Annotated in this window: 21 protein-coding genes and 2 pseudogenes; 6 read left to right on the top strand and 17 right to left on the bottom strand. The window is 63.9% G+C overall.

All coding sequences use genetic code 11. From position 1 onward, the window contains the following. Entirely contained in the window at positions 1 to 615 is a 615-nt protein-coding gene (locus tag HU772_RS01800; RefSeq protein ID WP_186653543.1) for a glutathione S-transferase, read from the top strand. Positions 616 to 805: 190 nt separating this feature from the next. On the opposite strand, the gene creD is transcribed toward HU772_RS01800, so the two are convergent. The 4 genes from creD to rloA2 all read right to left on the bottom strand — a co-directional run bounded on the left by creD (position 806) and on the right by rloA2 (position 5072). Next, entirely contained in the window at positions 806 to 2134 is a 1329-nt protein-coding gene (gene creD / locus HU772_RS01795) for a cell envelope integrity protein CreD (protein ID WP_186653546.1), read from the bottom strand. Between the two features lie 208 nt (positions 2135 to 2342). Next, positions 2343 to 3776 (bottom strand): two-component system sensor histidine kinase CreC, encoded by a 1434-nt coding sequence (gene creC, locus HU772_RS01790; protein WP_186653549.1) that lies wholly within the window; start codon positions 3774 to 3776, stop codon positions 2343 to 2345. Next, positions 3776 to 4456 carry a two-component system response regulator CreB gene (gene creB / locus HU772_RS01785; RefSeq protein ID WP_186653552.1) on the bottom strand — a complete coding sequence of 227 codons (681 nt, stop codon included), beginning with the start codon at positions 4454 to 4456 and terminating at the stop codon, positions 3776 to 3778. Before creB ends, creC begins: the two co-directional genes overlap by 1 nt. Before the next feature lie 115 nt (positions 4457 to 4571). Beyond that, positions 4572 to 5072 (bottom strand): retropepsin-like aspartic peptidase RloA2, encoded by a 501-nt coding sequence (gene rloA2 / locus HU772_RS01780; protein WP_186653555.1) that lies wholly within the window; start codon positions 5070 to 5072, stop codon positions 4572 to 4574. A gap of 182 nt (positions 5073 to 5254) precedes the next feature. Here rloA2 and yihG point away from each other — a divergent pair, with 182 nt between their 5' ends. Next, positions 5255 to 6142: a 1-acylglycerol-3-phosphate O-acyltransferase, YihG family gene (gene yihG, locus HU772_RS01775; protein ID WP_186653558.1), complete on the top strand. Its 888-nt coding sequence runs from the start codon at positions 5255 to 5257 to the stop codon at positions 6140 to 6142. Positions 6143 to 6237: 95 nt separating this feature from the next. Here the strand turns inward: yihG and HU772_RS01770 are convergent, their stop codons facing one another. After that, positions 6238 to 6807, bottom strand: coding sequence for a DUF2780 domain-containing protein (locus HU772_RS01770; RefSeq protein ID WP_186653561.1), 570 nt, complete (start codon positions 6805 to 6807; stop codon positions 6238 to 6240). A gap of 246 nt (positions 6808 to 7053) precedes the next feature. Between HU772_RS01770 and HU772_RS01765 the strand changes: the two genes are divergently transcribed. After that, positions 7054 to 7872, top strand: a complete 819-nt coding sequence (locus HU772_RS01765; protein WP_225923087.1) for an RHS repeat-associated core domain-containing protein — start codon at positions 7054 to 7056, stop codon at positions 7870 to 7872. Between the two features lie 81 nt (positions 7873 to 7953). Here HU772_RS01765 and fdhA read toward each other — a convergent pair whose 3' ends face one another. The 7 genes from fdhA to HU772_RS01730 form a co-directional block, all read right to left on the bottom strand. Further along, entirely contained in the window at positions 7954 to 9153 is a 1200-nt protein-coding gene (fdhA, locus tag HU772_RS01760) for a formaldehyde dehydrogenase, glutathione-independent (protein WP_186653567.1), read from the bottom strand. 270 nt (positions 9154 to 9423) lie between these two features. Further along, a complete protein-coding gene (gene purU, locus HU772_RS01755) occupies positions 9424 to 10281 on the bottom strand; it encodes a formyltetrahydrofolate deformylase (protein ID WP_186653592.1) in 858 nt (285 codons plus the stop codon). A 12-nt stretch (positions 10282 to 10293) separates the two neighbouring features. Then, entirely contained in the window at positions 10294 to 10926 is a 633-nt protein-coding gene (locus HU772_RS01750; protein ID WP_186653596.1) for a sarcosine oxidase subunit gamma, read from the bottom strand. A 173-nt stretch (positions 10927 to 11099) separates the two neighbouring features. Next, positions 11100 to 14117: a sarcosine oxidase subunit alpha gene (locus tag HU772_RS01745; protein WP_186653599.1), complete on the bottom strand. Its 3018-nt coding sequence runs from the start codon at positions 14115 to 14117 to the stop codon at positions 11100 to 11102. Next, positions 14114 to 14449 (bottom strand): sarcosine oxidase subunit delta, encoded by a 336-nt coding sequence (locus HU772_RS01740; RefSeq protein WP_186653601.1) that lies wholly within the window; start codon positions 14447 to 14449, stop codon positions 14114 to 14116. Before HU772_RS01740 ends, HU772_RS01745 begins: the two co-directional genes overlap by 4 nt. 16 nt (positions 14450 to 14465) lie before the next feature. Then, positions 14466 to 15716 (bottom strand): sarcosine oxidase subunit beta family protein, encoded by a 1251-nt coding sequence (locus tag HU772_RS01735; RefSeq protein ID WP_134689883.1) that lies wholly within the window; start codon positions 15714 to 15716, stop codon positions 14466 to 14468. 15 nt (positions 15717 to 15731) lie between these two features. Beyond that, positions 15732 to 16985, bottom strand: a complete 1254-nt coding sequence (locus HU772_RS01730; protein ID WP_186653603.1) for a serine hydroxymethyltransferase — start codon at positions 16983 to 16985, stop codon at positions 15732 to 15734. A 317-nt stretch (positions 16986 to 17302) separates the two neighbouring features. On the opposite strand from HU772_RS01730, the gene HU772_RS01725 reads away from it, so the two are divergent. Continuing rightward, the gene (locus HU772_RS01725) at positions 17303 to 18343 is read left to right on the top strand and encodes a threonine aldolase family protein (protein ID WP_186653606.1); all 1041 of its coding nucleotides are present in this window, start codon (positions 17303 to 17305) and stop codon (positions 18341 to 18343) included. Between the two features lie 106 nt (positions 18344 to 18449). On the opposite strand, the gene HU772_RS25170 is transcribed toward HU772_RS01725, so the two are convergent. The 4 genes and pseudogenes from HU772_RS25170 to HU772_RS01710 all read right to left on the bottom strand — a co-directional run bounded on the left by HU772_RS25170 (position 18450) and on the right by HU772_RS01710 (position 21096). Further along, on the bottom strand, positions 18450 to 19154 hold the full coding sequence (locus HU772_RS25170) for a methyl-accepting chemotaxis protein (RefSeq protein ID WP_437182424.1): 705 nt from the start codon (positions 19152 to 19154) through the stop codon (positions 18450 to 18452). 204 nt (positions 19155 to 19358) lie between these two features. Then, positions 19359 to 20204 (bottom strand): annotated as a pseudogene (locus tag HU772_RS25165) (PDC sensor domain-containing protein); the annotation flags it as partial. Positions 20205 to 20566: 362 nt separating this feature from the next. Beyond that, entirely contained in the window at positions 20567 to 20869 is a 303-nt protein-coding gene (locus HU772_RS01715) for a cell division protein ZapA (protein WP_186653611.1), read from the bottom strand. Further along, positions 20866 to 21096 (bottom strand): hypothetical protein, encoded by a 231-nt coding sequence (locus tag HU772_RS01710; RefSeq protein ID WP_186653614.1) that lies wholly within the window; start codon positions 21094 to 21096, stop codon positions 20866 to 20868. Before HU772_RS01710 ends, HU772_RS01715 begins: the two co-directional genes overlap by 4 nt. Before the next feature lie 237 nt (positions 21097 to 21333). On the opposite strand from HU772_RS01710, the pseudogene HU772_RS25160 reads away from it, so the two are divergent. Together HU772_RS25160 and HU772_RS25155 are read left to right on the top strand one after the other, a co-directional pair. After that, positions 21334 to 22095: pseudogene (locus HU772_RS25160) on the top strand (MCP four helix bundle domain-containing protein); the annotation flags it as partial. Positions 22096 to 22125: 30 nt separating this feature from the next. Further along, positions 22126 to 22998 (top strand): methyl-accepting chemotaxis protein, encoded by an 873-nt coding sequence (locus tag HU772_RS25155; protein ID WP_437182423.1) that lies wholly within the window; start codon positions 22126 to 22128, stop codon positions 22996 to 22998. Between the two features lie 55 nt (positions 22999 to 23053). On the opposite strand, the gene HU772_RS01700 is transcribed toward HU772_RS25155, so the two are convergent. Next, on the bottom strand, positions 23054 to 23704 hold the full coding sequence (locus HU772_RS01700; protein ID WP_186654152.1) for an RHS repeat-associated core domain-containing protein: 651 nt from the start codon (positions 23702 to 23704) through the stop codon (positions 23054 to 23056). Positions 23705 to 23709 lie beyond the last annotated feature (5 nt).

Genomic DNA, 23709 nt, shown 5'->3' with positions numbered 1-23709 from the left:
ATGATCCTGTTCCATTCACCGCTGTCGCCGTTCGTGCGCAAGGTCATGATCGTGCTGCACGAGACCGGCCAGTTGGGCCGCGTCAGCCTGCAGGGCGTGAACATCAGCCCGGTGAATGGCGACGACCAGCTCAACCAGGACAATCCGATCGGCAAGATCCCGGCCCTGCGCCTGGACGACGGCAGCGTGCTGCACGACAGCCGGGTGATCTGCGAGTACCTCGACACCCAGCATGTCGGCCTGCCGCTGGTGCCCCGCGAGGGCTCGATGCGCTGGCGGCGCCTGACCCTGGCGTCCCAGGCCGACGCGATCATGGACGCGGCGGTGGCCACGCGCTACGAGACCTTCCTGCGCCCGGCCGACAAGCAATGGGATGGCTGGGTCCAGGCACAGGGCGAGAAAATCCGCCGCGGGCTGGCGAACCTGGAACACGAGCACCTGGCAGAGATCATCTCCGGCTTCGATATCGCCTCCGTCGGTGTGGCCTGCGCCTTGGGCTACCTGGACTTGCGCCAGCCAGGGTTCGACTGGCGTGGGCTGTATCCGGGGCTGGCGGCTTGGTATGCCGAGGTGAGCCAGCGGCCGTCGATGGTGGCCACCGCTCCGGTAGCCTGAACCACCGCTGGCGAGGGCTTCGCCCTCGTTTCGCGGCACAAGGCCGCTCCTACCGAAGAGCGCATTCCTCTGTAGGAGCGGCCTTGTGCCGCGAAAGGGCTGCAAAGCAGCCCCCAAGTTCAGCTTCGTCGCAAGGGAAACAACAATCCTATTTCCCGGGCCAACCAGCGCCCAAGCTCTCTTTCCTCCCTCATGCCATCCTCCCCACCCGCGACCAGTCCAGCCGCCGGGTCAGCACCATGAACACGCCGAGCAGGCCAAAGCACAGCAGCGATCCCATCAGCAACGCATAGTCCTCGGCACTGAGCAGCCCATAGAGCATCGCGTACAACGCCGCCAACCCCGCCGCAAAGCCAATCCCACGCCCCAGGCTGCGCAGCACGTGGACCAGGTAGAAGCCGATCAGCAACACGCAACCCGACGCCGACAGCCCATAGGCCAGGCCAAACCCCAGGTGTTCGGACAGCGACAGCAACAACAGGTAGAAGAACGCCAGCGCCACGCCCACCAGGATGTACTGCACCGGGTGCACGCTGAGGTTCTTCAGCACCTCGAACAGGAAGAAGCCGGCAAAGGTCAGGGCAATGAACAGCAGCGCATACTTGATCGCCCGCTCGCTCTTGAGATATTGGTCCACCGGGTCGACGAAGCTGACGCCAAAAGCACGCTCGTTGAAGTCGCCACACTTGCCGACGGTCGCGCAAAGACGCATGGACTCTTCCAGGTTGGTGGCGAAGAACGAGGTCTGCCAATGGGCGCTGAAGCCCTTCTCATCGATCGCCCGGCGGCTGGGCAGGTAGCTACCGACGAAGCTCGGGTGCGGCCAGTTGGCACGCATATCGACCATGCTGCTACGGCCAACCGGCAGCACCGCCAGCTGGCCGGTGCCCAGCAGGGCCAGGTCGAAGGCGTAGTCGAACTCGCGGGCCTTCTGGTCGCTCAACTGCGGCAGGGCCACATGCACGCCACCGGGAAGCCAGTCGACACCGCTGCCGGCCTCGAATGGCATGCGCTGGTCATCCAGGGTCAGCTCCAGGCTGTTCTCAATGCCCCGAATATCACTGATGCCGACCATCAGGAACGGCTTGTCGAAGCGGTAGTCGTCGTAGTCCTTCTCGATCCCCCAGCGCTCAGGCAGCTTGAAACGGCCACTGACCCGGCCCTTGGCATGGAACAGCCGCGCCTGATAGATGCCGCGGGCGCGCAGCTCGGTATCGACACCGACATCCATCGCGAAGGTTTCCGGCAGGAAGTACAGGTTGCCATGCATCGTGGTGGTCTCCTGGACACTCTGGCCGTCCTTGTCGATCCAGCGCCGCTCGTACTTGCGATAGGGCACCACCAGCACCGGGCCACTGACCAGCTGGTCGAAGCTGGAGCTGGCGGCGATCTCGCCCAGTACGTTGTTGCGCAGTTGCTGTCGTTCGTCGATCAGGCCGCCGATCATCAGCAGGGGAATCAGCAGCAGCACGATCAGCACGGCGATCAGGCCGAGCTTGAAACCTAAGGTCTTGTTCATGGGGTTGGGCTCCGTTTGCGATGTGGGCAGTGTCTGCCCGCCGCGTGGAGCCCTTGGGGAGGGAATGTGGAGATTGTGTGGAGATTGGCGCCAGCAGCCCCACGATCACAGCACAGCATTCCCCTGGGGCGGGTTTACCTGCGCATGCAAGGGTGAATTCACTGCCCTCTTCGCGGGTGACCCGCTCCCACAGGCAACACCCATCGACTCAGCCAAGTCGCCGCATCGGCAACCAGAGCCTCACCCGCACCCCACCCTCGACGTTGTCCACCGCCAATGCCCCACCATGCAACTGCATCACCTCGGCCACGAAGTTCAGCCCCAGCCCAGTGCTCTTGCGCCCGGTAGCGGGCCTTGGCAGCGAATAGAATCGCTCGCTCACCCGCTCCAGCGCATAGTCGGGAATGGCCGGCCCCTGGTTGCACAGGCTCAGCGCTGCCCGCTCGCCCTCGATCTCCAGCGCAAAGGTCAACACGCCTTGCTGCGGCGTGAAATCCAGGGCGTTGTCCAACAGGTTGGCCAGGGCCTGGCGCATCAGGAACGGGTCGCAGAGCAGCCTGGCACTGGCCGGTATGTCCTGGCGTACCTGCGCCCCTGCCGCGTCGATTCGCGCGGCATGGGCCAGCAGCAATTCGTCGACCAGCGCCGCCAGCGGCACCTGTTGTTCATCCTCCAGCGCCTGCATCTGCTCGACCCGGGCCAGGTTGAGCAGGCGTTCGATCATCTGCTGCAAGCGTTCGCTCTCACGCTCGATGTTGCCGGCGAAACGCGCCCGCTGCTCGTGCGGCATCTCGCCCTGCAGCAGCTCGCAAGCGCCGCGTATCGCCGCCAGCGGGCTTTTCAGCTCATGGGTGAGGGTGTGCACATAGCGCTCGACATAGGCCTTGCCCTCCAGTTGCGTGCGCATGCGCTCCACCGCCGTGGCCAGTTGCAGCAGCTCGCCGCCCTTGTAGTGCGGCAAGGCCGCGCGCTCGCCCGCGCTGACGGCCTGGGCATAGTGGGTGAGCCGGCGCAGCGAGCGGGTCAGCCACCACGACAGCGCCGCGCCCACCAGCAGGCCGAGCACGATCAGCCCTAGGCCGAGGCTCAACAGGCGCTGCTCGGAACGATCAATGTAGGGCTGCAGCGAACTGTTGGGCTTGGCCACCGTGACCACACCGATGATCCGGCCCTCATCAAGGATCGGCGCCGCCACGTGCATCACCGAGCTGTTCTCGTCATCCGGGTCGCTGCGCGTCGAACGTGCGCCGTACTGGCCACGCAAGGTCAGGTAGACATCATTCCAGCGTGAATAGTCCTTGCCCAGGTCCTGGCCAGTGGAGTCGAGCAAGACAATGCCGTTGGCGTCGGTCACGTAGATGCGGTGGCTGACCTGGTTCTTCGCCAACCCCCAGATCTGCGCGCTGGGGCGGCGCTCGCCATAGGCCGTCAGCACCTGGGCCAGGCGGCTCTGGCTCAGGGTTCCACGCTTGACGTCGTCACGCAGGATTTCCGCCAGCAGGTTGGCGGTGTCGACCAGGGTCTCCTCGGACGACTGGCGCACCACCGGGCGAATCTGCTCGCGCACGGTGTTGAGCAGGAAGTAACCCGCCAGCCCGACGAACAGGAAGTACACCAGGAAGATCCGGATTCCCAGGCGCATCAGGCGTGTTCCGGGCTGTAGCTGTAGCCCAGGCCGCGGTGGGTCTGGATCGGCTCGGCGTCCACGGCCACCTGGCGCAGCTTGGCCCGCAGGCTCTTGATATGGCTGTCGATGGTGCGTTCGTAGCCCACATCCGAGGCCACGCCGAGGCCGTCGAGCAACTGCTCGCGGCTGAACACCCGCCGTGGCTGCTCGAGCAGGCTTTGCAGCAGGCGGAACTCGTGCCGGGTCAGGGTCAATGGTTGGTTGCGGTAGAGGATGCGCATGGCCAGGGTGTCGAGTTGGAACGGCGATGCCGGCTCGACCGGCTCGGGCCGGGGCGCCATGCGCTTGAGGATCGCCCGCACCCGCGCGGCCACCTCGCGAGGGCTGAACGGCTTGACCACATAATCGTCGGCACCGATTTCCAGGCCCAGCACCCGGTCGATCTCGGCGTCGCGGGCGCTGAGGAACATCACCGGCACGTCGCTGAAGCGGCGCAGCTGGCGACAGGTTTCGAAACCGCTGATATCCGGCAGGCCGATGTCGAGGATCACCAGGTCGGCCGGGCGCAGGCGTTGCTGCTCGACGGCGGCGCTGCCCAGGCTCACCCATTCGGTGCTGTGGCCGTCGGCCTGGAGGGCATAGACCAGGGTGTCGGCGATGGCGGATTCGTCTTCGACGATGAGGATGTGGGGCATCTGAGCGGCAAGCCTCAAGCTGCAAGCTTCAAGTGAAAGCGGATCGCGGCAACTTACACCGATCCGCCATTTCTTGCAGCTTGCGGCTTGAAGCTTGAAGCTTGCAGCTACTGCATCAGCAGCCCGGATTGCCCGCCGTGAACTTCTCGCGCGGGTCCACCGCCGCCTTGAACTTGCGCAGGGCCTTGGAGCCGATCAGCAGCGGGTAACGGAAGTTGCTACGGTCGACCAGGTTGACCTCCACCGTGCGCTTGACGTCGCCCAGGCACATTTCCAGGTCGATCACCGGGCGATGGGAGAGCGCTGGCGCCTCTTCCTCGTCATCTTCCTCGGCGCGGTTCTTGATCTTGCTGATGCGCGACACTTCGTGCTCGTAGACTTTGTCGCTGGCGCCCTTGGTAGCCAGGCGGAAGCGTACCCACTCATTGCCGTCACGGGTGAACATCTCGATGTCCTTGGCCGACAAGGAGGCGGTCCAGGCACCGGTGTCCATCTTGGCTTCCAGGGTCTGGCCGATTTCCGGCAGCTTGATGTTCTCGTAGCGACCATAAATCGTCGGTTCGGCGGCCATGACCGGCAGCGCCAGCAGGGACAGCAGGGCAAGCAAGGATTTCACGGGCAAGGCTTCCTTGAGTTGGGACAGTGCTTAGACTACGCAGGCAGGATAGGTTCGTTGTCACAGGGTAAACAACACAATGTGAAACATTTGTCCCAGTTAATGGACGTACGACGTTTGGCGTAGGCCGCTGCCCTGCTTATCATTGCCAACCGTTTACCTCACACAACAAGAGTTCCCCTATGCGTCGCCTGCTGACCGGCATCCTCACCCTCACCCTGCTGCTGCTCAACACCCTGGTGCTGATCGGCCCGCTGCTGGTCTTCGCCCTGCTCAAGCTGGTGTTGCCCGGCCGTGGCCGCGACTACGCGTCGGCCGCGGTGATGTGGGTTGCCGAAACCTGGTCGGAAATCGACAAGGCCATCTTCGCCCTGTGCATCCCGACCCAATGGGACATCCGTGGAGTCGACACGCTGCGCAAGGACACATCGTACCTGTGCGTCAGCAACCACCAGACCTGGGTCGATATCCCCGCGCTGATCGAAAGCCTCAACCGCCGCGTGCCGTTCTTCAAGTTCTTCCTCAAGAAAGAGCTGATCTGGGTACCGTTGCTGGGCCTGGCCTGGTGGGGGCTCGACTACCCGTTCATGAAGCGCTACAGCAAGGCGTTCCTGGAGAAGCACCCCGAGCTCAAGGGCAAGGACCTGGAGATCACCAAGGCCGCCTGCGAGCTGTTCAAGCGCCAGCCGGTGACCGTGGTCAACTACCTGGAAGGCACCCGCTTCACCGAGGCCAAGCGCCAGGAACAGCAATCGCCCTATCGCCACCTGCTCAAGCCCAAGGCCGGCGGCGTGGCCTTCGTGCTGGCGGCGCTGGGCGAGCAACTCGATGCGCTGCTGGACGTGACCATCGTCTACCCGGGCAACAAGGCCCCGGGGTTCTGGGACCTGCTCAACGGCAGCATCAGCCGGGTGATCATCGATATCCGCGTGCGCGAGCTGGATCCGGCGTTGAGCGAAGGCGACTACGAGAACGACCCGGCGTTCCGCCAGACCGTGCAGGCCTGGGTCAACCAGCTGTGGCTGGACAAGGACCAGCGGATCGAGGAGCTGCGCGCCGAGATGCGCTGATCCTGTTCCGGCCTCTTCGCGGGCAAGCCCGCTCCCACAGGGATTGCACTGGCCTCTGTGGGAGCGGGCTTGCCCGCGAAGAGGCCGGCATTGAATCACACCGACGGCGCGGCCACTGCCGGCGTCGCCCACAAGCTCCCCAGATTCTGCAGCAACGACCCGGCAATCCCCTGCTGCCCCAGGTACTGCAGGATCAACGGCGCGAACTGGCCGATCATGCCGGTATCCATGCCCAGTGCCTTGAACGCATTGTCCAGGTCGCCCCGGTTCTGCACCTGGTTGCCCAGGGCGTTGCTCAACGCCGGGGCAGTCTTGTCGTTGCCCAGCAACTGCCCCAAGCCACTCAGGCCGCCCAAACCATTGGCACCGGACAGCAGGTCCAGGCCCGGCACCGCCTTGCTCAGCTGGCCATAGTCATCGCTGCTCAGGTTGTTGCGTGCCAGCCCCAGCATCGCCCCAGCACCGCCAACGGCCTGCTCGGGGGTGATCTTCAATTCGCTGCCCAGGGTGTTGAGCAGGTTTGCCTGGGCGGCGGGCGCCTGGACCTGGCCATTCTGCTGCGGGCTTTGCGCGGCAGACACCGCATTGGCGACGTCGCTAAGGTTGAAGGCGAACACCGGGCTTGCGGCCAGGGTCATCAGGGTTGCCAGGGTGAGTGCTTTCATCGGGAGGGACCTCGGTCGGCCGGAATGGCCGGGAAACGAGGGTTGGACTGGGATGACGGAGGTTTGTTCCGAACCAATTGCCGAGGGTGACTGCACGTTCATCAGCAGGTATCTCTGCCCTGGGCAATCAGCTTGACCGATATTTTACGAACTGCTGCCATTCTTAATAGCTAGTATTTTTGTCAGTTGCCCTCGTTTGGGATTAGCGCACAATCTAATCCGTCGATGATCTTGCGCAGGTGGCGTATGTTGAAGGCCAATGCATCACGTTCCGCGGCAGTATTATTGGGTTTGGACAACCAACGGTCGGTGATTACACGTCAGGTTGCTGGGAACCGTGACGTGCTTACCTACTCGCCGTTTGGCTTCAGCAGCACCCTGGAAAAATATCCGTTGCCGGGACTCACTGCACAGATATTGGAGGCCGCAGGCCTCTATCTATTGGGCAATGGCAAACGCGCCTACAATCCTGTCCTGATGCGTTTTCACTCGCCAGATGCTTGGAGTCCGTTTGGCATGGGAGGAATCAATGCGTATGCTTATTGCGAACAGGATCCGGTCAACTGGCAAGATCTGTCGGGAAACGAGCGAAAGAAGTCAGGCACTTGGTTTCCCCAGAATAAGTTACCAACAATTTATGAGATAGACGCTCCCGGTAAGTTTGTACCGACTCGAGAAGAAGCAATACAAAAACTCAAAACAACACCTATATCTGCGCTGCCAGAGGAAATCGTAAAACCCTTTAAGCGCATAGAAAGCCTTGAGAAAACCAGGCAAATCCAGATCGAAACTATCAATATCAGTAAACGAGCCCTAGAGGGCCGCATTAGTACTGACTCACCGCTAAGGGAAATAGAAAGACCGCTCATGGAACAATACATCAGGGAAACGGAGAAACTACAACGGAAAACAGAGCGCAAAATATACCTAGCACGAGAAGAATTTACACGAAAGGTATTAAGACTGACAAAAGACGATTGGAGTGCGATCGATGCAAAAGTGGAAGAACTACGAAACAATGACACTTTCGCCCGCCGCCTGGTCGGCCTCTTCTCAGGTACTTGAACGCTTTCCCTGCCGATATTGCACCCGATACCAAACCATACGGCCCTGAAGAAACGCCCCTTGTCGGGGCGTTTCCCTCATTCACACCGCGCTAAAGGTCTTGTGCGGGTCGATCACGAATTTCTTCGGCACGCCCGCGTCGAACTCGCCATAGCCTTCCGGCGCCTGGTCCAGGCTGATCACCTGCACGCCCACCACCTCGGCAATGTTGATGCGATCCCACATGATCGCCTGCATCAGCTGGCGGTTGTACTTCATGGTCGGGGTCTGGCCGGTGTGGAAGCTGTGCGACTTGGCCCAGCCCAGGCCGAAACGGATGCTCAGGGCACCGATCTTGGCGGCGGCATCCACCGCGCCCGGGTCTTCGGTCACATACAGGCCGGGGATACCGATCTTGCCGGCCACGCGGGTCACCTGCATCAGCGAGTTGAGCACGGTGGCCGGGGCTTCATGCTTGGCGCCCTCATGGCCGTGTCCACGAGCCTCGAAACCCACCGCGTCGACGGCGCAGTCCACTTCCGGCTCGCCGAGGATGTCGATGATCTGCTCGTGCAACGGGGTGTCCTTGGACAGATCGACCACCTCGAAACCTTGCGACTTGGCGTGAGCCAGGCGCAGCGGGTTCAAGTCGCCGACGATCACGCAGGCAGCACCCAGCAAGCGCGCGGAAGCAGCGGCGGCCAGGCCTACCGGGCCAGCTCCGGCAACATAGACCGTGCTACCCGGGCCGACACCCGCGGTGACGGCGCCGTGGTAGCCGGTCGGCAGGATGTCGGACAGGCAGGTCAGGTCGCGGATCTTCTCCATGGCCTTGTCGCGGTCAGGCAGTTTCAGCAGGTTGAAGTCGGCGTAGGGCACCAGCACGTACTCGGCCTGGCCGCCGGTCCAGTCGCCCATGTCGACATAGCCGTAGGCGCCACCGGCGCGGGCCGGGTTGACGGTGAGGCAGACACCCGTGTGCATCTCTTTGCACGAGCGGCAGCGGCCGCAGGCGACGTTGAAGGGTACCGACACCAGGTCGCCGATCTTCAGGCGTTCGACGTCACGGCCCATTTCGACGATTTCACCGGTGATTTCGTGGCCCAATACCAGGCCGACCTGGGCGGTGGTGCGGCCGCGGACCATGTGCTGGTCGGAGCCGCAGATGTTGGTGGAGACCACCTTGAGGATGACTCCGTGCTCGATCTTCTTGCCGCGCGGGTCCTGCATCTTGGGGTAGTCGATTTTCTGCACCTCGACCTTGCCCGCGCCGAGATACACCACTCCACGGTTACCAGACATGCTCTTACCTCGCTTGATTTGTATTTATGCAGCGGTGGTGGAAAGCGCCGCCATATCCGTGGGCGGCCTGTGTTACTGGAATGAGGGGGATTGTGGGCTGGATGAGCGGTGGGGCGGTGACTGGATGCGACAGGCAGATGCCTGTTCACGGCAGGTAAAAATGTGCTGGCCCATTCGCGGGTAAACCCGCTCCCACAGGGACCCACAGTGCTTGATGCAGTGGCGATCCCTGTGGGAGCGGGTTTACCCGCGAAAGGGCCAGTGCGGGCGCTAGAGAACTACTGTGCGATTGGCGTTAAGAAACACCCGCCGCTCGATGTGATACCCCACCGCCCGCGCCAGGGTCAGGCACTCGATATCACGCCCCTTGGCGATCAGGTCCTCGGGGTAGTGGGCGTGGTCCACCACCTCCACGCCCTGGGCGATGATCGGCCCTTCATCCAGGTCGTTGTTGATGTAGTGCGCCGTGGCGCCAACCATCTTCACGCCCTTGTTGTAGGCCTGGTGATACGGCTTGGCGCCCTTGAACCCCGGCAGCAGCGAGTGGTGGATGTTGATCGCCCAGCCGTCCAGCCGTCGGCACAGCTCCGGCGACAGCACCTGCATGTAGCGGGCAAGAATCACCAGCTCGGCACCGCTCTGCTCGATCACCTGCAACACCTTGCGCTCTTGCCCTGGCTTGTCGTTGGGGTCGAGGGCGAAGTGGTAGTAGGGAATCTTGTGCCAGTGCGCCAGAGGCTCTAGGTCAGGATGGTTGGACACCACCGCGACCACGTCCATGGCCAGCTGGCCGATGCGCTGGCGGTACAGCAGGTCGTTCAGGCAGTGGTCGGCCTTGGACACCATGATCACCACCTTGGGGCGGTGGTTGGGCGCGGTCAGCTCGAAAGCCATGCCGAAGGCTTCGCTGCGCTCGGCCAGGCCTGTGCGGAAGGCGTCTTCATCGAAGCCGTCCGGGGCACGAAACTCCACGCGAATGAAGAACCGTCCCGACAACCGGTCATCGAAGGAATGGTGCTCGGTGACGTAGCAGCGCTGCTCGTAGAGGTGCCGCGTCACCACATCGACCGTGCCGAGCATGCTCGGGCAGTCGGCAGTGAGAATCCAGGTGTCCGGTGCCCGACTCATGGGTAATGCTCCTTAGGCTTCGATGGCCAGGCCGTACTCGGCCGACGCGTCCTGCAACCACAGCCACCAGTAATCGGAGAAGCTGCGGCGGATCACCAACTCCCAGGTATCCTCGGCGGTGCGGCGGATCACCAGTTGCGACTTGGCGAACACGGTACCGACGGCCTTGCCGACCGGGAAGTTGTTCGGATGCACATCATAGCTGGTGGACTTCATCAGCACGTCGCGCACGTTGGCGCCACGCAGTTCGAGCAGGGTCTGCCCGCCGCTGACGTTGACCACCTGGACGTGCTGGCCGTCGAGGGCGTCGCGCAGCTTCTGCTCGACGGCGAACTCCTGGCCGCCAGGAACGATCAGCAAGTATTCGTCCGGCCCGATCCACTGCAACGACATCTCGCCGTTGGCGACCACGGTCAAGGCCACCGGTAGCTCCAGGCCCAGGGCCTTGTGCACGGCGCCGGCGAAGGCCGGGTCGTGACCGTCGCCACGCAGGGTCAGGTGGCCGAGGAATTTCTTTTCACGCAGGGTCACGCCTGCGTTCTTGCGGCCCTTGCCGACCAGGCTGGCCAGGTCGGCGTGGTGCAGCGGCGACTGGGCCTTGGCATCGGAGCCTGGGTTTTGCTGGAAGACGTTGATAGCGCTCATTTGTTACCTGCCTTGAATTCTGTGGGTCGACCACGATGCCTGCGGGGTATGGCCATCCTGTGGGAGCGGGCTTGCCCGCGAATGCGATGGTGGATTCACCGCCCTCTTCGCGGGTGAACCCGCTCCCACAGGGACCTCATTACCAACTTGGCACCGTGTACCAGCCTGAAGCCTTAGACGTTCTGCCGTTCACCCTTCGGATCGAAGAACACCGAAGACACGATCTCGGCCTCGATCACGCTGCCGTCGGCCTGCGGCGAATACACCCGCTCACCCAGGCGCTTGAGGCCGCCCTTGACCACGCCCATGGCGAACGAATAGCCCAGGGAGTTGGCCGCGTAGCTGGAGGTGACATGGCCGACCATGTCCATCGGGATCGGCTGCTTGGGATCGAACACCAACTGGGCGCCCTCAGGCAGCCACACGTTCGGGTCCACCGGCTTGAGGCCCACCAGCTGCTTGCGGTTCTCGCGGGTGGTGTCCTCGCGGTTCATGCCGCGCAGGCCGATCCACGAGAAGGCCTTGTTACGGCCCACACACCAGCTCATGTTGAGGTCGTCCGGGGTCATCGAGCCGTCGGTGTCCTGGCCGACGATGATGAAGCCCTTCTCGGCGCGCAGCACGTGCATGGTCTCGGTGCCGTACGGAGTCAGGTTGTATTGCTTGCCCGCCTCGACGATCTGCTCCAGCACGCCCATGGCGTAGTTGGCCTGGACGTTGATCTCGTACGACAGCTCGCCGGTGAACGAGATACGGAACACCCGCGCCGGCACGCCGCCAACCAGGCCTTCCTTCCAGCTCATGAACGGGAAGCCGTCCTTGTCCAGGTCGATGTCGCTGACCTCGGCCAGCAGCTTGCGGCTGTTGGGACCAGACAGGGTCATGGTCGCCCAGTGGTCGGTGACCGAGGTGAAGTACACCTTCATCTCGGGCCATTCGGTCTGGTGGTACAGCTCCAGCCACTGCAGCACGCGGGCGGCGCCGCCGGTGGTGGTGGTCATGATGAAGTGGTTGTCGCCGACGCAGGCGGTGACGCCGTCGTCGAAGACCATGCCGTCTTCCTTGCACATCAGGCCGTAGCGGGCCTTGCCCACGTCGAGCTTGGTCCAGGCGTTGGTGTAGATGCGGTTGAGGAATTCGCGCGCGTCCGGGCCCTGGATGTCGATCTTGCCCAGGGTCGAGGCGTCCAGCAGGCCGACGCTGTCACGCACGGCCTTGCACTCGCGGGCCACGGCGGTGTGGATATCTTCGCCGGGCTTGGGGAAGTACCACGGACGCTTCCACTGGCCGACGTCCTCGAACTCGGCGCCATTCTTGAGGTGCCAGGCATGCAGCGCAGTGAAGCGCACCGGTTCGAACAGATGGCCACAGTGCCGGCCCGCTACCGCGCCGAAGGTCACCGGCGTGTAGTTGGGGCGGAACATGGTGGTGCCCATTTCCGGGATGCCGATCCCGAGCGAACGCGCGGCGATGGCCAGGCCGTTGATGTTGCCCAGCTTGCCTTGGTCGGTGCCGAAGCCCAGCGCGGTGTAGCGCTTGACGTGCTCGACCGACTCGAAGCCCTCGCGGGTGGCCAGCTCGATGGCGGCGGCGGTGACGTCGTTCTGCTGGTCGACGAACTGCTTGGGCGCACGGGCGGTGCCTTTGTCGTGGGGCACCTGGAACAGTGCCACAGTGGCCTCTTCCTTGCGCGCCAGGGTTTTCGGCAGGGTGCCGGCGCTGGCCTTGAAGCCGGCCTCGGTGGCCGCGCGCACGCCGCCTTCGAAGCCGTCGGCGATCACATCGCCCAGGGCATAGACGCCGTTCACGCCGCCGACGCACACGCGTTTCTGCGGCGCGTCGCCCGGCACGAAGCCGAGGATGTCTTCACGCCACACCGGGCGACCGCCCAGGTGCGAGGCCAGGTGCACGACCGGGCTGTAGCCGCCGGAAGTCGCGATCAGATCGCACTCGAGGGTTTCCCCCGGGCTGGTGACCTTGTGCGCCTGCACATCGATGGCGGCCACGCGGGCGCCGGTGACGTGCTTGCTGCCCTTGGCCTCGATCACGGCGCTGGAGGTGAGGATGCGGATACCTTTGGCGCGGGCTTCCTCGACCAGCGAGCCACGTGGGTTGTGCCGGGCGTCAGCGATGGCGACGACTTGCAGGCCAGCGTCGTGCCAGTCCAGCGCGCAGCGGTAGGCGTGGTCGTTGTTGGTCGACAGCACCAGCTTGCGGCCCGGCGCCACGCCGTAGCGGCGCACATAAGTCGAGACCGCACCGGCCAGCATGTTACCCGGCAGGTCGTTGTTGCCGTACACCAGCGGACGCTCATGGGCGCCGGCGGCCAGTACCACACGATTGGCACGTACACGGTGCACGCGTTGGCGCACCTGGCCAATCGGCGCACGGTCGCCGAGGTGGTCGGTGAGGCGCTCGTGAATGGTGAGGAAGTTGTGATCGTGGTAGCCGTTGACCGTGCTGCGCGGCAGCAGGGTGACTTCCGGCAACGACTCCAGCTCGGCAACGACGGCGTTGACCCAATCGGCGGCTGGTTTGCCATCGAGGGTTTCGCGGCTGTCGAGCAAGGTGCCGCCGAATTCTTCCTGCTCATCCGCCAGGATCACCCGGGCACCGCTGCGGGCAGCGGCCAACGCGGCGGCCAGGCCGGCAGGGCCGGCACCGACGATCAGCACATCGCAGTGCTGGTTCATGTAGTCGTAGCTGTCCGGGTCGTTCTGCAACGGCGCGCGGCCCAGGCCCGCCGCCTTGCGGATGTACTTCTCGTAGGTCATCCAGAACGACTTGGGGTACATGAAGGTCTTGTAGTAGAACCCGGGCGGCATCATGTTGCCGCCGACCTTGCCGATGATGCCCATCATGTCGTTGTTGACGTTCGGCCAGCCGTTGGTGCTGGTGGCCACCAGGCCGGCATACAGGGCCTGCTGGGTGGCGCGCACGTTGGGGATCTGGGTGGCTTCGCTGGCGCCGATCTGCAGGATTGCGTTCGGCTCCTCGGTGCCGGCGGCGATGATCCCGCGCGGACGCGAGTACTTGAAGCTGCGCCCGACGATATCCACGCCGTTGGCCAGCAGCGCGGCGGCCAGGCTGTCGCCGGCGTAGCCCTGGTAGGTCTTGCCGTTGAAGGTGAAGTTCAGCACCTTGCTGCGGTCGATACGGCCGCCGCTGGCGAGGCGATAGGTCTGGCTCATACTTTTTCCCCTTGGCCCTTGGCGGTCGCTGGCGCGGTGCTCTGTTTCGAGGCGGCGGTAACCTGCGGCTTCTCGCCGATCTTGTAGGTTTCCAGGATTTCGTAGGTCACGGTGTCGCGGGTGACGTTGAAGTACTGGCGGCAACCGGCGACGTGGTCCCACAGCTCGTGGTGGATGCCGCGCGGGTTGTCGCGGAAGAACATGTAGGTGCCCCACTCCTCGTCGGAGCAGGCGGCAGGGTCCAGCGGGCGGGCGATGTGCGCCTGGCCCGACGCGTGGAATTCTTCCTCGGAACGCAGCTCGCCGCAGTGGGGACAGAAGATTTGCAACATGACGGTTGTCTCCGGGTCAGTGGGCGACGGCAGCGGCGCCGTGTTCGTCGATCAGCGCACCGTTGTAGAAACGGTCGATGGAGAAAGGCGCGGCCAGCGGGTGCATCTCGCCCTTGGCCAGGCTCGCAGCGAAGACGTTGCCCGAGCCCGGGGTGGCCTTGAAGCCGCCGGTGCCCCAGCCGCAGTTGAAGAACATGTTCTTCACCGGGGTCTTGGAGATGATCGGGCAGGCATCCGGGGTGGTATCGACGATGCCGCCCCACTGGCGGTTCATGCGCACGCGGGAGAGGATCGGGAACATCTCGACGATCGCCTGCAGGGTGTGCTCGATGATCGGGTAGGAACCGCGCTGGCCGTAACCGACCCAGCCGTCGATACCGGCGCCGATCACCAGGTCGCCCTTGTCGGACTGGCTGATATAGCCGTGCACGGCGTTGGACATGATCACGCTGTCGATGATCGGTTTGATCGGCTCCGATACCAGTGCCTGCAACGGGTGCGATTCCAACGGCAGGCGGAAGCCGGCCAGCTTGGCCATGTGCCCGGAGTTACCGGCGGTGACCACGCCGACGCGCTTGGCGCCGATGAAGCCCTTGTTGGTCTCGACGCCAATCACGGCGCCATTCTCTTTACGGAAGCCGATCACTTCGGTCTGCTGGATCAGGTCCACGCCCAGGGCGTCGGCGGCACGGGCAAAGCCCCAGGCCACGGCGTCGTGACGCGCCACGCCGCCACGCCGTTGCACGGTAGCGCCGAGGATCGGATAGCGGGTGTTCTTCGAGCAGTCCAAGTAAGGGATCTCGGCCGCGACCTGCTCGGTGCGGATCAGCTCGCCGTCGACGCCGTTGAGGCGGTTGGCGTTGACCCGGCGCTCGGAGTCACGGATGTCCTGCAGGGTATGGCACAGGTTGTACACGCCGCGCTGGGAGAACATCACGTTGTAGTTGATGTCCTGCGACAGCCCTTCCCACAGTTTCATGGCGTGTTCATACAAGTGCGCCGACTCGTCCCACAGGTAGTTGGAACGCACGATGGTGGTGTTGCGGGCGGTGTTGCCGCCGCCCAGGTAGCCCTTCTCGATCACCGCGACATTGGTGATGCCGTGTTCCTTGGCCAGGTAATAGGCAGTGGCCAGGCCATGGCCGCCACCGCCGACGATGACTACGTCGTAGACCTTTTTCGGCGTTGGCGTGCGCCACATGCGCTGCCAGTTCTCGTGGTGGCTGAGGGAGTGCTTGAAGAGGCCGAAGCCCGAATAACGTTGCATGGTGTTCTGCTCCACTCAGCGGTAGACCGGGAAGTCGGCGCACAGCGCGGCGACGTTCTTGGCCACATCGGCCTCGACATCGGCGTCGCCCAGGTTGTCCAGCACATCGCAGATCCAGCCCGCCAGCGCAACGCACTGGGCGACCTTGAAGCCGCGGGTGGTGACGGCCGGGGTGCCGATGCGCAGGCCCGAGGTGACGAACGGCGACTGCGGGTCGTTGGGCACGGCGTTCTTGTTGACGGTGATATGGGCGCGACCCAAGGCGGCGTCGGCGTCCTTGCCGGTCAGGCCCTGACGGATCAGGCTGACCAGGAACAGGTGGTTGTCGGTGCCGCCGGAGACCACGTCGTAGCCGCGCTCGATGAACACCTGGGCCATCGCCTGGGCGTTTTCGATGACCTGCTTCTGGTAGGCCTTGAAGCCAGGCTCCAGCGCTTCCTTGAAGCACACCGCCTTGGCGGCGATCACGTGCATCAGCGGGCCGCCCTGGGCGCCGGGGAACACGGCGGCGTTGAGCTTCTTCTCGATCTCTTCGTTGCTCTTGGCCAGGATCAGCCCACCACGCGGGCCGCGCAGGGTCTTGTGGGTGGTGGTGGTGACCACGTCGGCGAAGGGGATCGGGTTCGGGTACAGGCCAGCGGCGACCAGGCCGGCGACGTGGGCCATGTCGACGAACAGCAGCGCGCCGACTTTATCGGCGATCTGGCGGAAGCGTGGGAAATCGAGGGTCTTCGAGTAGGCCGAGAAACCGGCAACGATCATCTTGGGTTTGTGCTCGACGGCCAGGCGCTCGACTTCGTCGTAGTCGATCAGGCCGGTATTGGTGTCGATACCGTATTGAACGGCGTTGTACAGCTTGCCCGAGGACGACACCTTGGCACCGTGGGTCAGGTGGCCGCCGTGGGCCAGGCTCATGCCCAGGATGGTGTCGCCGGCTTGCAGCAGGGCCAGGTAGACGGCGCTATTGGCCGAAGAGCCGGAGTGCGGCTGGACGTTGGCGTAGTCGGCGCCGAACAGCTGCTTGGCGCGCTCGATGGCCAGCGCTTCTACCTTGTCGACGTGCTCGCAGCCACCATAGTAGCGCTTGCCCGGGTAGCCCTCGGCGTACTTGTTGGTCAGGCCGCTGCCCTGGGCCTGCATCACGCGCTTGCTGGTGTAGTTCTCCGAGGCGATCAGCTCGATGTGATCTTCCTGGCGCTGCTCCTCGGCATTCATCGCCGCCAGCAGTGCGTCGTCGTAACCCTGGATCTGGTCTTGCTTGCTGAACATCGTGTATCTCCCGGCAGCGATCGTTTCTTGTCTAGTGAGGGTCTTCTCACCCTTTGCAGCGATGGTATGGCCGGGCCGGGGGGCACAGATGCCTGCGCGCGCCTTGCAATGGCGCGTTTACGACATTGGCTGCTGGGTTTGTCTGTGCCGGCCTCTTCGCGGGTAAACCCGCTCCCACAGGGATTGCGCCACACCCTGTGGGAGCGGGTTTACCCGCGAAGAGGCCGGCACAGGTGACACAAGCCCGGGCCTGTATAGGCAACCGCCAAATCGATGGTTTAGAGTGCGATCCTGCGTCGTACAAAAGGACAGGCGTCATGACCAACAACAACCAGCAATTCGCCAGCGACAACTATTCCGGTATCTGCCCCGAAGCCTGGGCCGCCATGGAAAAGGCCAACCAGGGCCATGAACGCGCCTACGGCGACGACCAGTGGACCGAACGCGCCGCCGAGTACTTCCGCAAGCTGTTCGAAACCGACTGCGAGGTGTTCTTTGCCTTCAACGGCACCGCCGCCAACTCCCTGGCCCTGGCCTCGCTGTGCCAGAGCTACCACAGCGTGATCTGCTCCGAGACCGCCCACGTCGAGACCGACGAATGCGGCGCGCCGGAGTTTTTTTCCAACGGTTCCAAATTGCTGACCGCGCCCAGCGTCAACGGCAAGCTGACGCCGCAATCGATCCGCGAAGTGGCACTCAAACGCCAGGACATCCACTACCCCAAGCCACGCGTGGTGACCCTCACCCAGGCTACCGAGGTGGGCACGGTGTACCGCCCCGACGAGCTCAAGGCGATCAGCGCCACCTGCAAGGAATTGGGCCTGAACCTGCACATGGACGGCGCGCGCTTCAGCAATGCCTGCGCGTTCCTCGGTTGCAGCCCTGCGGAGCTGACCTGGAAGGCCGGGGTCGATGTGCTGTGCTTCGGCGGCACCAAGAACGGCATGGCGGTGGGCGAGGCGATCCTGTTCTTCAACCGCGACCTGGCCGAGGACTTCGACTACCGCTGCAAGCAGGCCGGGCAACTGGCCTCGAAGATGCGCTTCCTGTCGGCGCCGTGGGTCGGGCTGCTGGAAGATGGCGCCTGGTTGCGCCATGGCCAGCATGCCAACCACTGCGCGCAATTGCTGGCGTCGCTGGTGGGTGACCTGCCAGGGGTGGAACTGATGTTCCCGGTGGAGGCCAACGGGGTGTTCCTGCAGATGCCGGAGCATGCGCTGGAGGCGCTGCGCAGCAAGGGCTGGCGTTTCTATACCTTCATCGGCAGCGGCGGCGCGCGGTTCATGTGCTCGTGGGACACCCAGGAAGCGCGGGTGCGTGAACTGGCGGCGGATATCCGCGCCATCTTTGCTGCCTGACCGAACGCTTTCGCGGGTAAACCCGCTCCCACAGATCCGGCACCGTCTTCAAGGGCAGTGACCAACCTGTGGGAGCGGGTTTACCCGCGAACAATCCAACACCCATCTAAAGCCTGAACCCACCCATCTGCCGCGCCAGGTCATCGGCCAACCCACGCAATGCCTGGCATTGCTCGCGGCACCCCTGCACTTCGCTGGCCGTCTGCCGCGCCAGGTCGGAAATGCCCTGCACCGTACGGTTGATCTCCTCGGTCACCGCCGACTGCTGCTCGGTCGCCGTGGCCACCTGCTCGTTCATCCCACTGATGCGCTCGACCTGGTCGGTGATCGCCCCCAGCGAAGCCCCGGTGCGCTGGCTCGAGTCGACACCATTGCCCGTTGCTTCGCGCCCGGCCTGCATCGACGCCACCGCCGTGCCGGCACCGTGCTTGAGACGCTGGATCATCTGCTGCACTTCGTCGGTGGAAAGCTGGGTGCGCCGCGCCAGGGTACGTACTTCGTCCGCCACCACGGCAAAACCCCGGCCCATCTCACCGGCACGGGCCGCTTCGATGGCGGCATTGAGCGCCAGCAGGTTGGTCTGTTCGGAAATGCCGCGGATCACCGCCAGCACCTCGTCGATCGAGGCGACTTCGTCGGCCAGTTGCGTGACCGCCTCGGCGGCACGGCCGATTTCCCCGGACATACCTTCGATATTGTCGATCGAACGGCGCACCACCTCCCGCGCCTGCAACGCCTCGTCGCGCGCCGACTGCGAGGCGTGGGCGGCGGAGCCGGCGTTCTGCGCGATGTCTTGCACCGTCAGGCCCATCTCGTGCACGGCGGTGGCGACCATTTCGGTCATTTCCTGCTGGCGGCCCGAGCGCTCGGCGGTGTTGTCCACCACCTGGGTCACCTGCTCCACCGACAGGTGCAGGCGCTCGGTGGTACGCAACACTTCGCCGATCAGCTCGCGCTGGCTGTCGAGGAAGCGGTTGAAACCACGGGCCAGGTCGCCCAGCTCATCCTGGCGCGCATCGTCCAGGCGATGGCTGAGGTCGCCCGCGCCACTGCCGATCTGCACCAGCGCCGCGGTGACCTGGCGGATGGGCCGCACCAAGCCACGGGCCAGCCATACCACCAGCACCAGCGACAGCAGCGCCACCGCACCGCCGATCAGGCAGGTCTGCCAGATGGCCTGGCGTGCCTGGGCGTAGATCTCAGCCTCCGGCACCTCGGCCACCAGCGTCCAGTTCAGGTCGCGTAGCGGCAAGCCCAGGGCCAGGTAGTCCTCGCCGTCACGCTGGAAACGGCTGCTGCGCAGGCCTTCGCCCCCCACCAGCACGGCCTTGGCCGCCTCGCCATCCAACTGCTCGGCGAGCTGGCGCTTGCCGCTGAACTGCTGGTCGGGGTGAACCTGGATCAGGCCGTCATTGCGCACCAGGAACACTTTGCCGTGCTCACCGAAACTGAAGTCGTGGATCAACTTCGACAGTTCGGTCATGCGCAAGCCCATGCCGGCCACGCCGACCAACTGGCCGTCCTTCTCGACCCGATAGTCGATGAACAGCGCCAGCTCGCCGGTGGAGCCGTCGATATCGATGTTGATCAGGCGCTCGGCGCCGCTGTCGATGTAGCCGTAGAACCACTTGTCCTTGGGGTTGGCGCGGCTGAGGGTGCGGTCCAGCCCCTTCTCGTTGTAGTAGTGGCCGGTGCTGGTGGAGGCGAACAGGGTGGTGAAGGCGCGGTTGCGCTGCTTGGCGGTGTCGAGGTATTCGATGAAGCGCGGCAGTTCGCCAGGGTCTTCGCCGGCGGCCAGCCAGTCGCGCAGCAGGGTGTTGCCGGCGATGTCCGCCGCGGCCACCAGCGGTTGGCCGAGCATGCGCTCGATATCGTTGCGGATGGCCTCGACGCTGGCCGGCAGCGCCGTGTCGACCAGGTAGCGTTCGGTGAGGCGGTTGAGTGCCACCGTGTAGATCGCCACCACCACCAGGATGCTCGCCAGCAGGGCGGCGCCCATGCTTGCGATCAATTGCCACTGGATGCTTCGCCGCCAGATAAGCATGCCCTTGCTCCCCGATAATTATTGTTTTTCGGGAAGTGTATACACTTAAGTATCCAGTTATTCCAGCAATCTGCGACAGCACAAAGCATCTGTGGGAGCGGGTTTACCCGCGAAGACAATGATGGCTTAACCGACGTCTTCGCAGGTAAACCCGCTCCCACAGGGAATGCGTGAACGTTTTACTGGTCGCTGATGGTCCGGCTTATGGCGTCGACCGTAGCATCGATCTGCGCCTGGGTGCGCTCGAGGGTCTGGGCGTGCTCGCGCTGCAGTTCGATCTGCTTGGAGCACAGGTTCAAGGCCGCCAGCACCAGCAGCTTGTCGCCGATCAGGGTCGGGTAGTTACGCTTGGTTTCAGCCAAGGCAACGTTGAGCATGCGCACGGCCTGGGAGAGGGTTTCTTCCTGGCCTTCAGGCGCCTTGAGCGAATAGTCGTTGCCTAGGATCGACACGACGTTGACCGGCTGCGCGTGCAGTCTCATGCGTTCACGACACCTGCGCTGGCGCGCTCGACCAGAGCCTGGATGCGGGCGGCGGTGGCGCCGTGCTTCTCTTCCTGTTCCATCAGGGACAACTGCAGGCTGTCGTTCTCTTCCTTGGCCTGGGCCAGTTCCTGGCTGAGGCTGGTGTTCTGTTCGGTCAGCTGGGCGTTCTTGTGCATCAGGTCGCTGACCAGTTGCTCGAGTTGATTCAGGGAAGTTTCCAACATGCGTCTATCTCGGGTTGTTGCAGAGGGCGCACACGATAAGGAAAAACCTGCGCCCCCGCCATTAAATATAGGATTCAGGAAGTGTTTACCCGGTCAGGTTGACAGGCCAACCCCCGCCTTGTTCCGACCTGGATCAACCGCTGGTCAGGAAAATAGATAGCTGGCTCACAGTTTCATCATTTCGGCCTCAAGACTCGCCGGTCACGACCGATAGCTCGGCAGGTCACTCTCAGTCGCATGGATCGCGGCACCTCATCTGCCTTGGAAACCGCCTCCATGTCCCTACGCAATATGAATATCGCGCCCCGTGCGTTGCTCGGTTTCGCCGTGATCGGCGTGCTGATGCTTGGCCTGGGTATCTTCTCGCTGATCCAGATGGGCAACATTCGCCAGGCCGGCGTGACCATCGAAGAAATCAGCGTGCCCAGCATCAAGACCCTCGACGAACTGACCGCGCTGAACCTGCGCCTGCGCACCCTCTCCTACCGCCTGCTGCTCAACCGCGAACCGGCCACCCAGCAGGAGACCCTGCGCCTGCTCGACGAGCGCAATGCGCAAATCGACAAGGCCCGCAGCATCTATGAACCGCTGGTCACCGCCACTGACGAGAAGGCCGCGTTCGACCAATATGGCCAGTTGCTCAACCAATACCGCCAGCTCGAGGCGCGCATGCGCAGCCTGAGCCAGGCCGGCGACCTGGATGCCCTGCGCGACCTGCTCAACAGCGACCTGCTGGCCAACTCCGAGCAGATCAACAAGGTCATGGACACCCTGGTGCGCATCAACACCGACCAGACCGCCGACACCAACGCCGCCGCCGCCAGCCAGTACGCCGGCGCCTTCGCCCTGGTGATCGGCCTGCTGGTCGCCGCCACCGTGCTGACCCTGCTGTTCGCCTTCCTGCTGACCCGCAGCATCGTCAAGCCCATCGAGGAAGCGCTCAAGGCCGCCGAGCAGATCGCCGAAGGCGACCTCACCCATAGCATTCGCCCCGACGGCACCGACGAGGCCGCGCGCCTGCTGCAGGCCATGGCCAAGATGCAGGACAAGCTGCGCGACACCCTGCAGCTGATCGCCGGCTCAGCCACCCAGCTGGCCTCCGCCGCCGAGGAGCTGAACAGCGTCACCGACGAAAGCGCCCGTGGCCTGCAGCAGCAGAACAACGAGATCGAGCAGGCCGCCACTGCCGTTACTGAGATGACCAGCGCCGTCGAAGAAGTCGCGCGCAATGCTGTGAGCACTTCCGAAGCCTCCGGCGAGGCCAGCCGTTCGGCTGGCGATGGCCGCGACCTGGTGATGGAGACCGTGGGCGCCATCGAGCGCATGAGCGGCGACGTGCAGGCCACCGCCAAGCTGATCAGCCAGCTGGCCGAGCAGTCCCGTGATATCGGCAAGGTGCTCGACGTGATCCGCGGCCTGGCCGACCAGACCAACCTGCTGGCGCTCAACGCCGCCATCGAGGCCGCCCGCGCCGGTGAGGCTGGCCGTGGCTTCGCCGTGGTCGCTGACGAAGTACGCGCCCTGGCCCATCGTACCCAGCAGTCCACCAGCGAGATCGAGCGGATGATCGGCAGCATCCAGGGCGGTACCGAACAGGCCGTGGACTCGATGCGCACCAGCACCGAACGCGCCGAGTCGACCCTGAACATCGCCCGTGGCGCGGGCCTGGCGCTGGACACCATCGCCGGCGCGGTGGCGCAGATCAACGAGCGCAACCTGGTAATCGCCAGCGCCGCCGAGGAGCAGGCCCAGGTGGCCCGCGAGGTCGACCGCAACCTGGTGAACATCAACGACCTGTCGGTGCAGAGTGCTACCGGGGCGCATCAGACCAGCGCGGCGAGTGCCGAGCTGTCGCGCCTGGCGGTGGACTTGAACGGCCTGGTGGCTCGATTCCGTACCTGACTTTCACAGCCATCGCGGGGCAAGCCCGCAATTAGCCAACCCCAACCCAATGGCATCAGGTTGAGATCCTGATGCCACTCCTGGCTTCTTCTGGTGAAACAGGTTTGTCGTCAAGCGTGAATACCCGAACCTTGGGAACTCCATCGGTTGTCAATGGCTTGTTTGTTTCTCTGGGCAGGCCCAGCACTGCCCTTACATTGGTGCTGACCCTTTCCTTGACATACTGCCAGAGCTCCGCTCGATTCTCCCAGACCGCCTTGGCAACTCGAGTTCCTGCGCCCGCTGCCAGCAGAGCGGTCCCAGCATTGGCAACATAAGTTGCCGCTCCCACCCCAGCCAACCCCAATCCTGCTGCTACCACACTGGTGGCGGAGCCAGCCAAGGCAACCCGTGTGGCGTTCACCGCCAACGCCCCCTTGGGCTCTGGCCCCAACAACAAAGCCAGCGGCGAGGCGGTATGCAATGCGATGGTCCCGGAGCGCTGAATGATCTGCGAGACCAAGGCGGAGTACCCGCCAGTCGGATCAAACCGGTTCACCGGATCCCCCGCACAATACATGTACGCATTGATGCCGCCCTTGTCGAACGGGCTCAGCGGATCAGGCTCATGAAAGCGCATCAAAACAGGGTTGTACCGACGGTGGCCATTACCAAATGGATAACGATCCATTCGCGCATCGCGTGGCTGGCCACAGAAACCTGTCATCGGGC

This window comes from Pseudomonas xantholysinigenes (assembly GCF_014268885.2).
In the GTDB taxonomy this organism is placed as follows: domain Bacteria; phylum Pseudomonadota; class Gammaproteobacteria; order Pseudomonadales; family Pseudomonadaceae; genus Aquipseudomonas; species Aquipseudomonas xantholysinigenes.
Note: the sequence above shows the minus strand (reverse complement) of the source record. Positions and strands in the feature narration are given on the sequence as shown.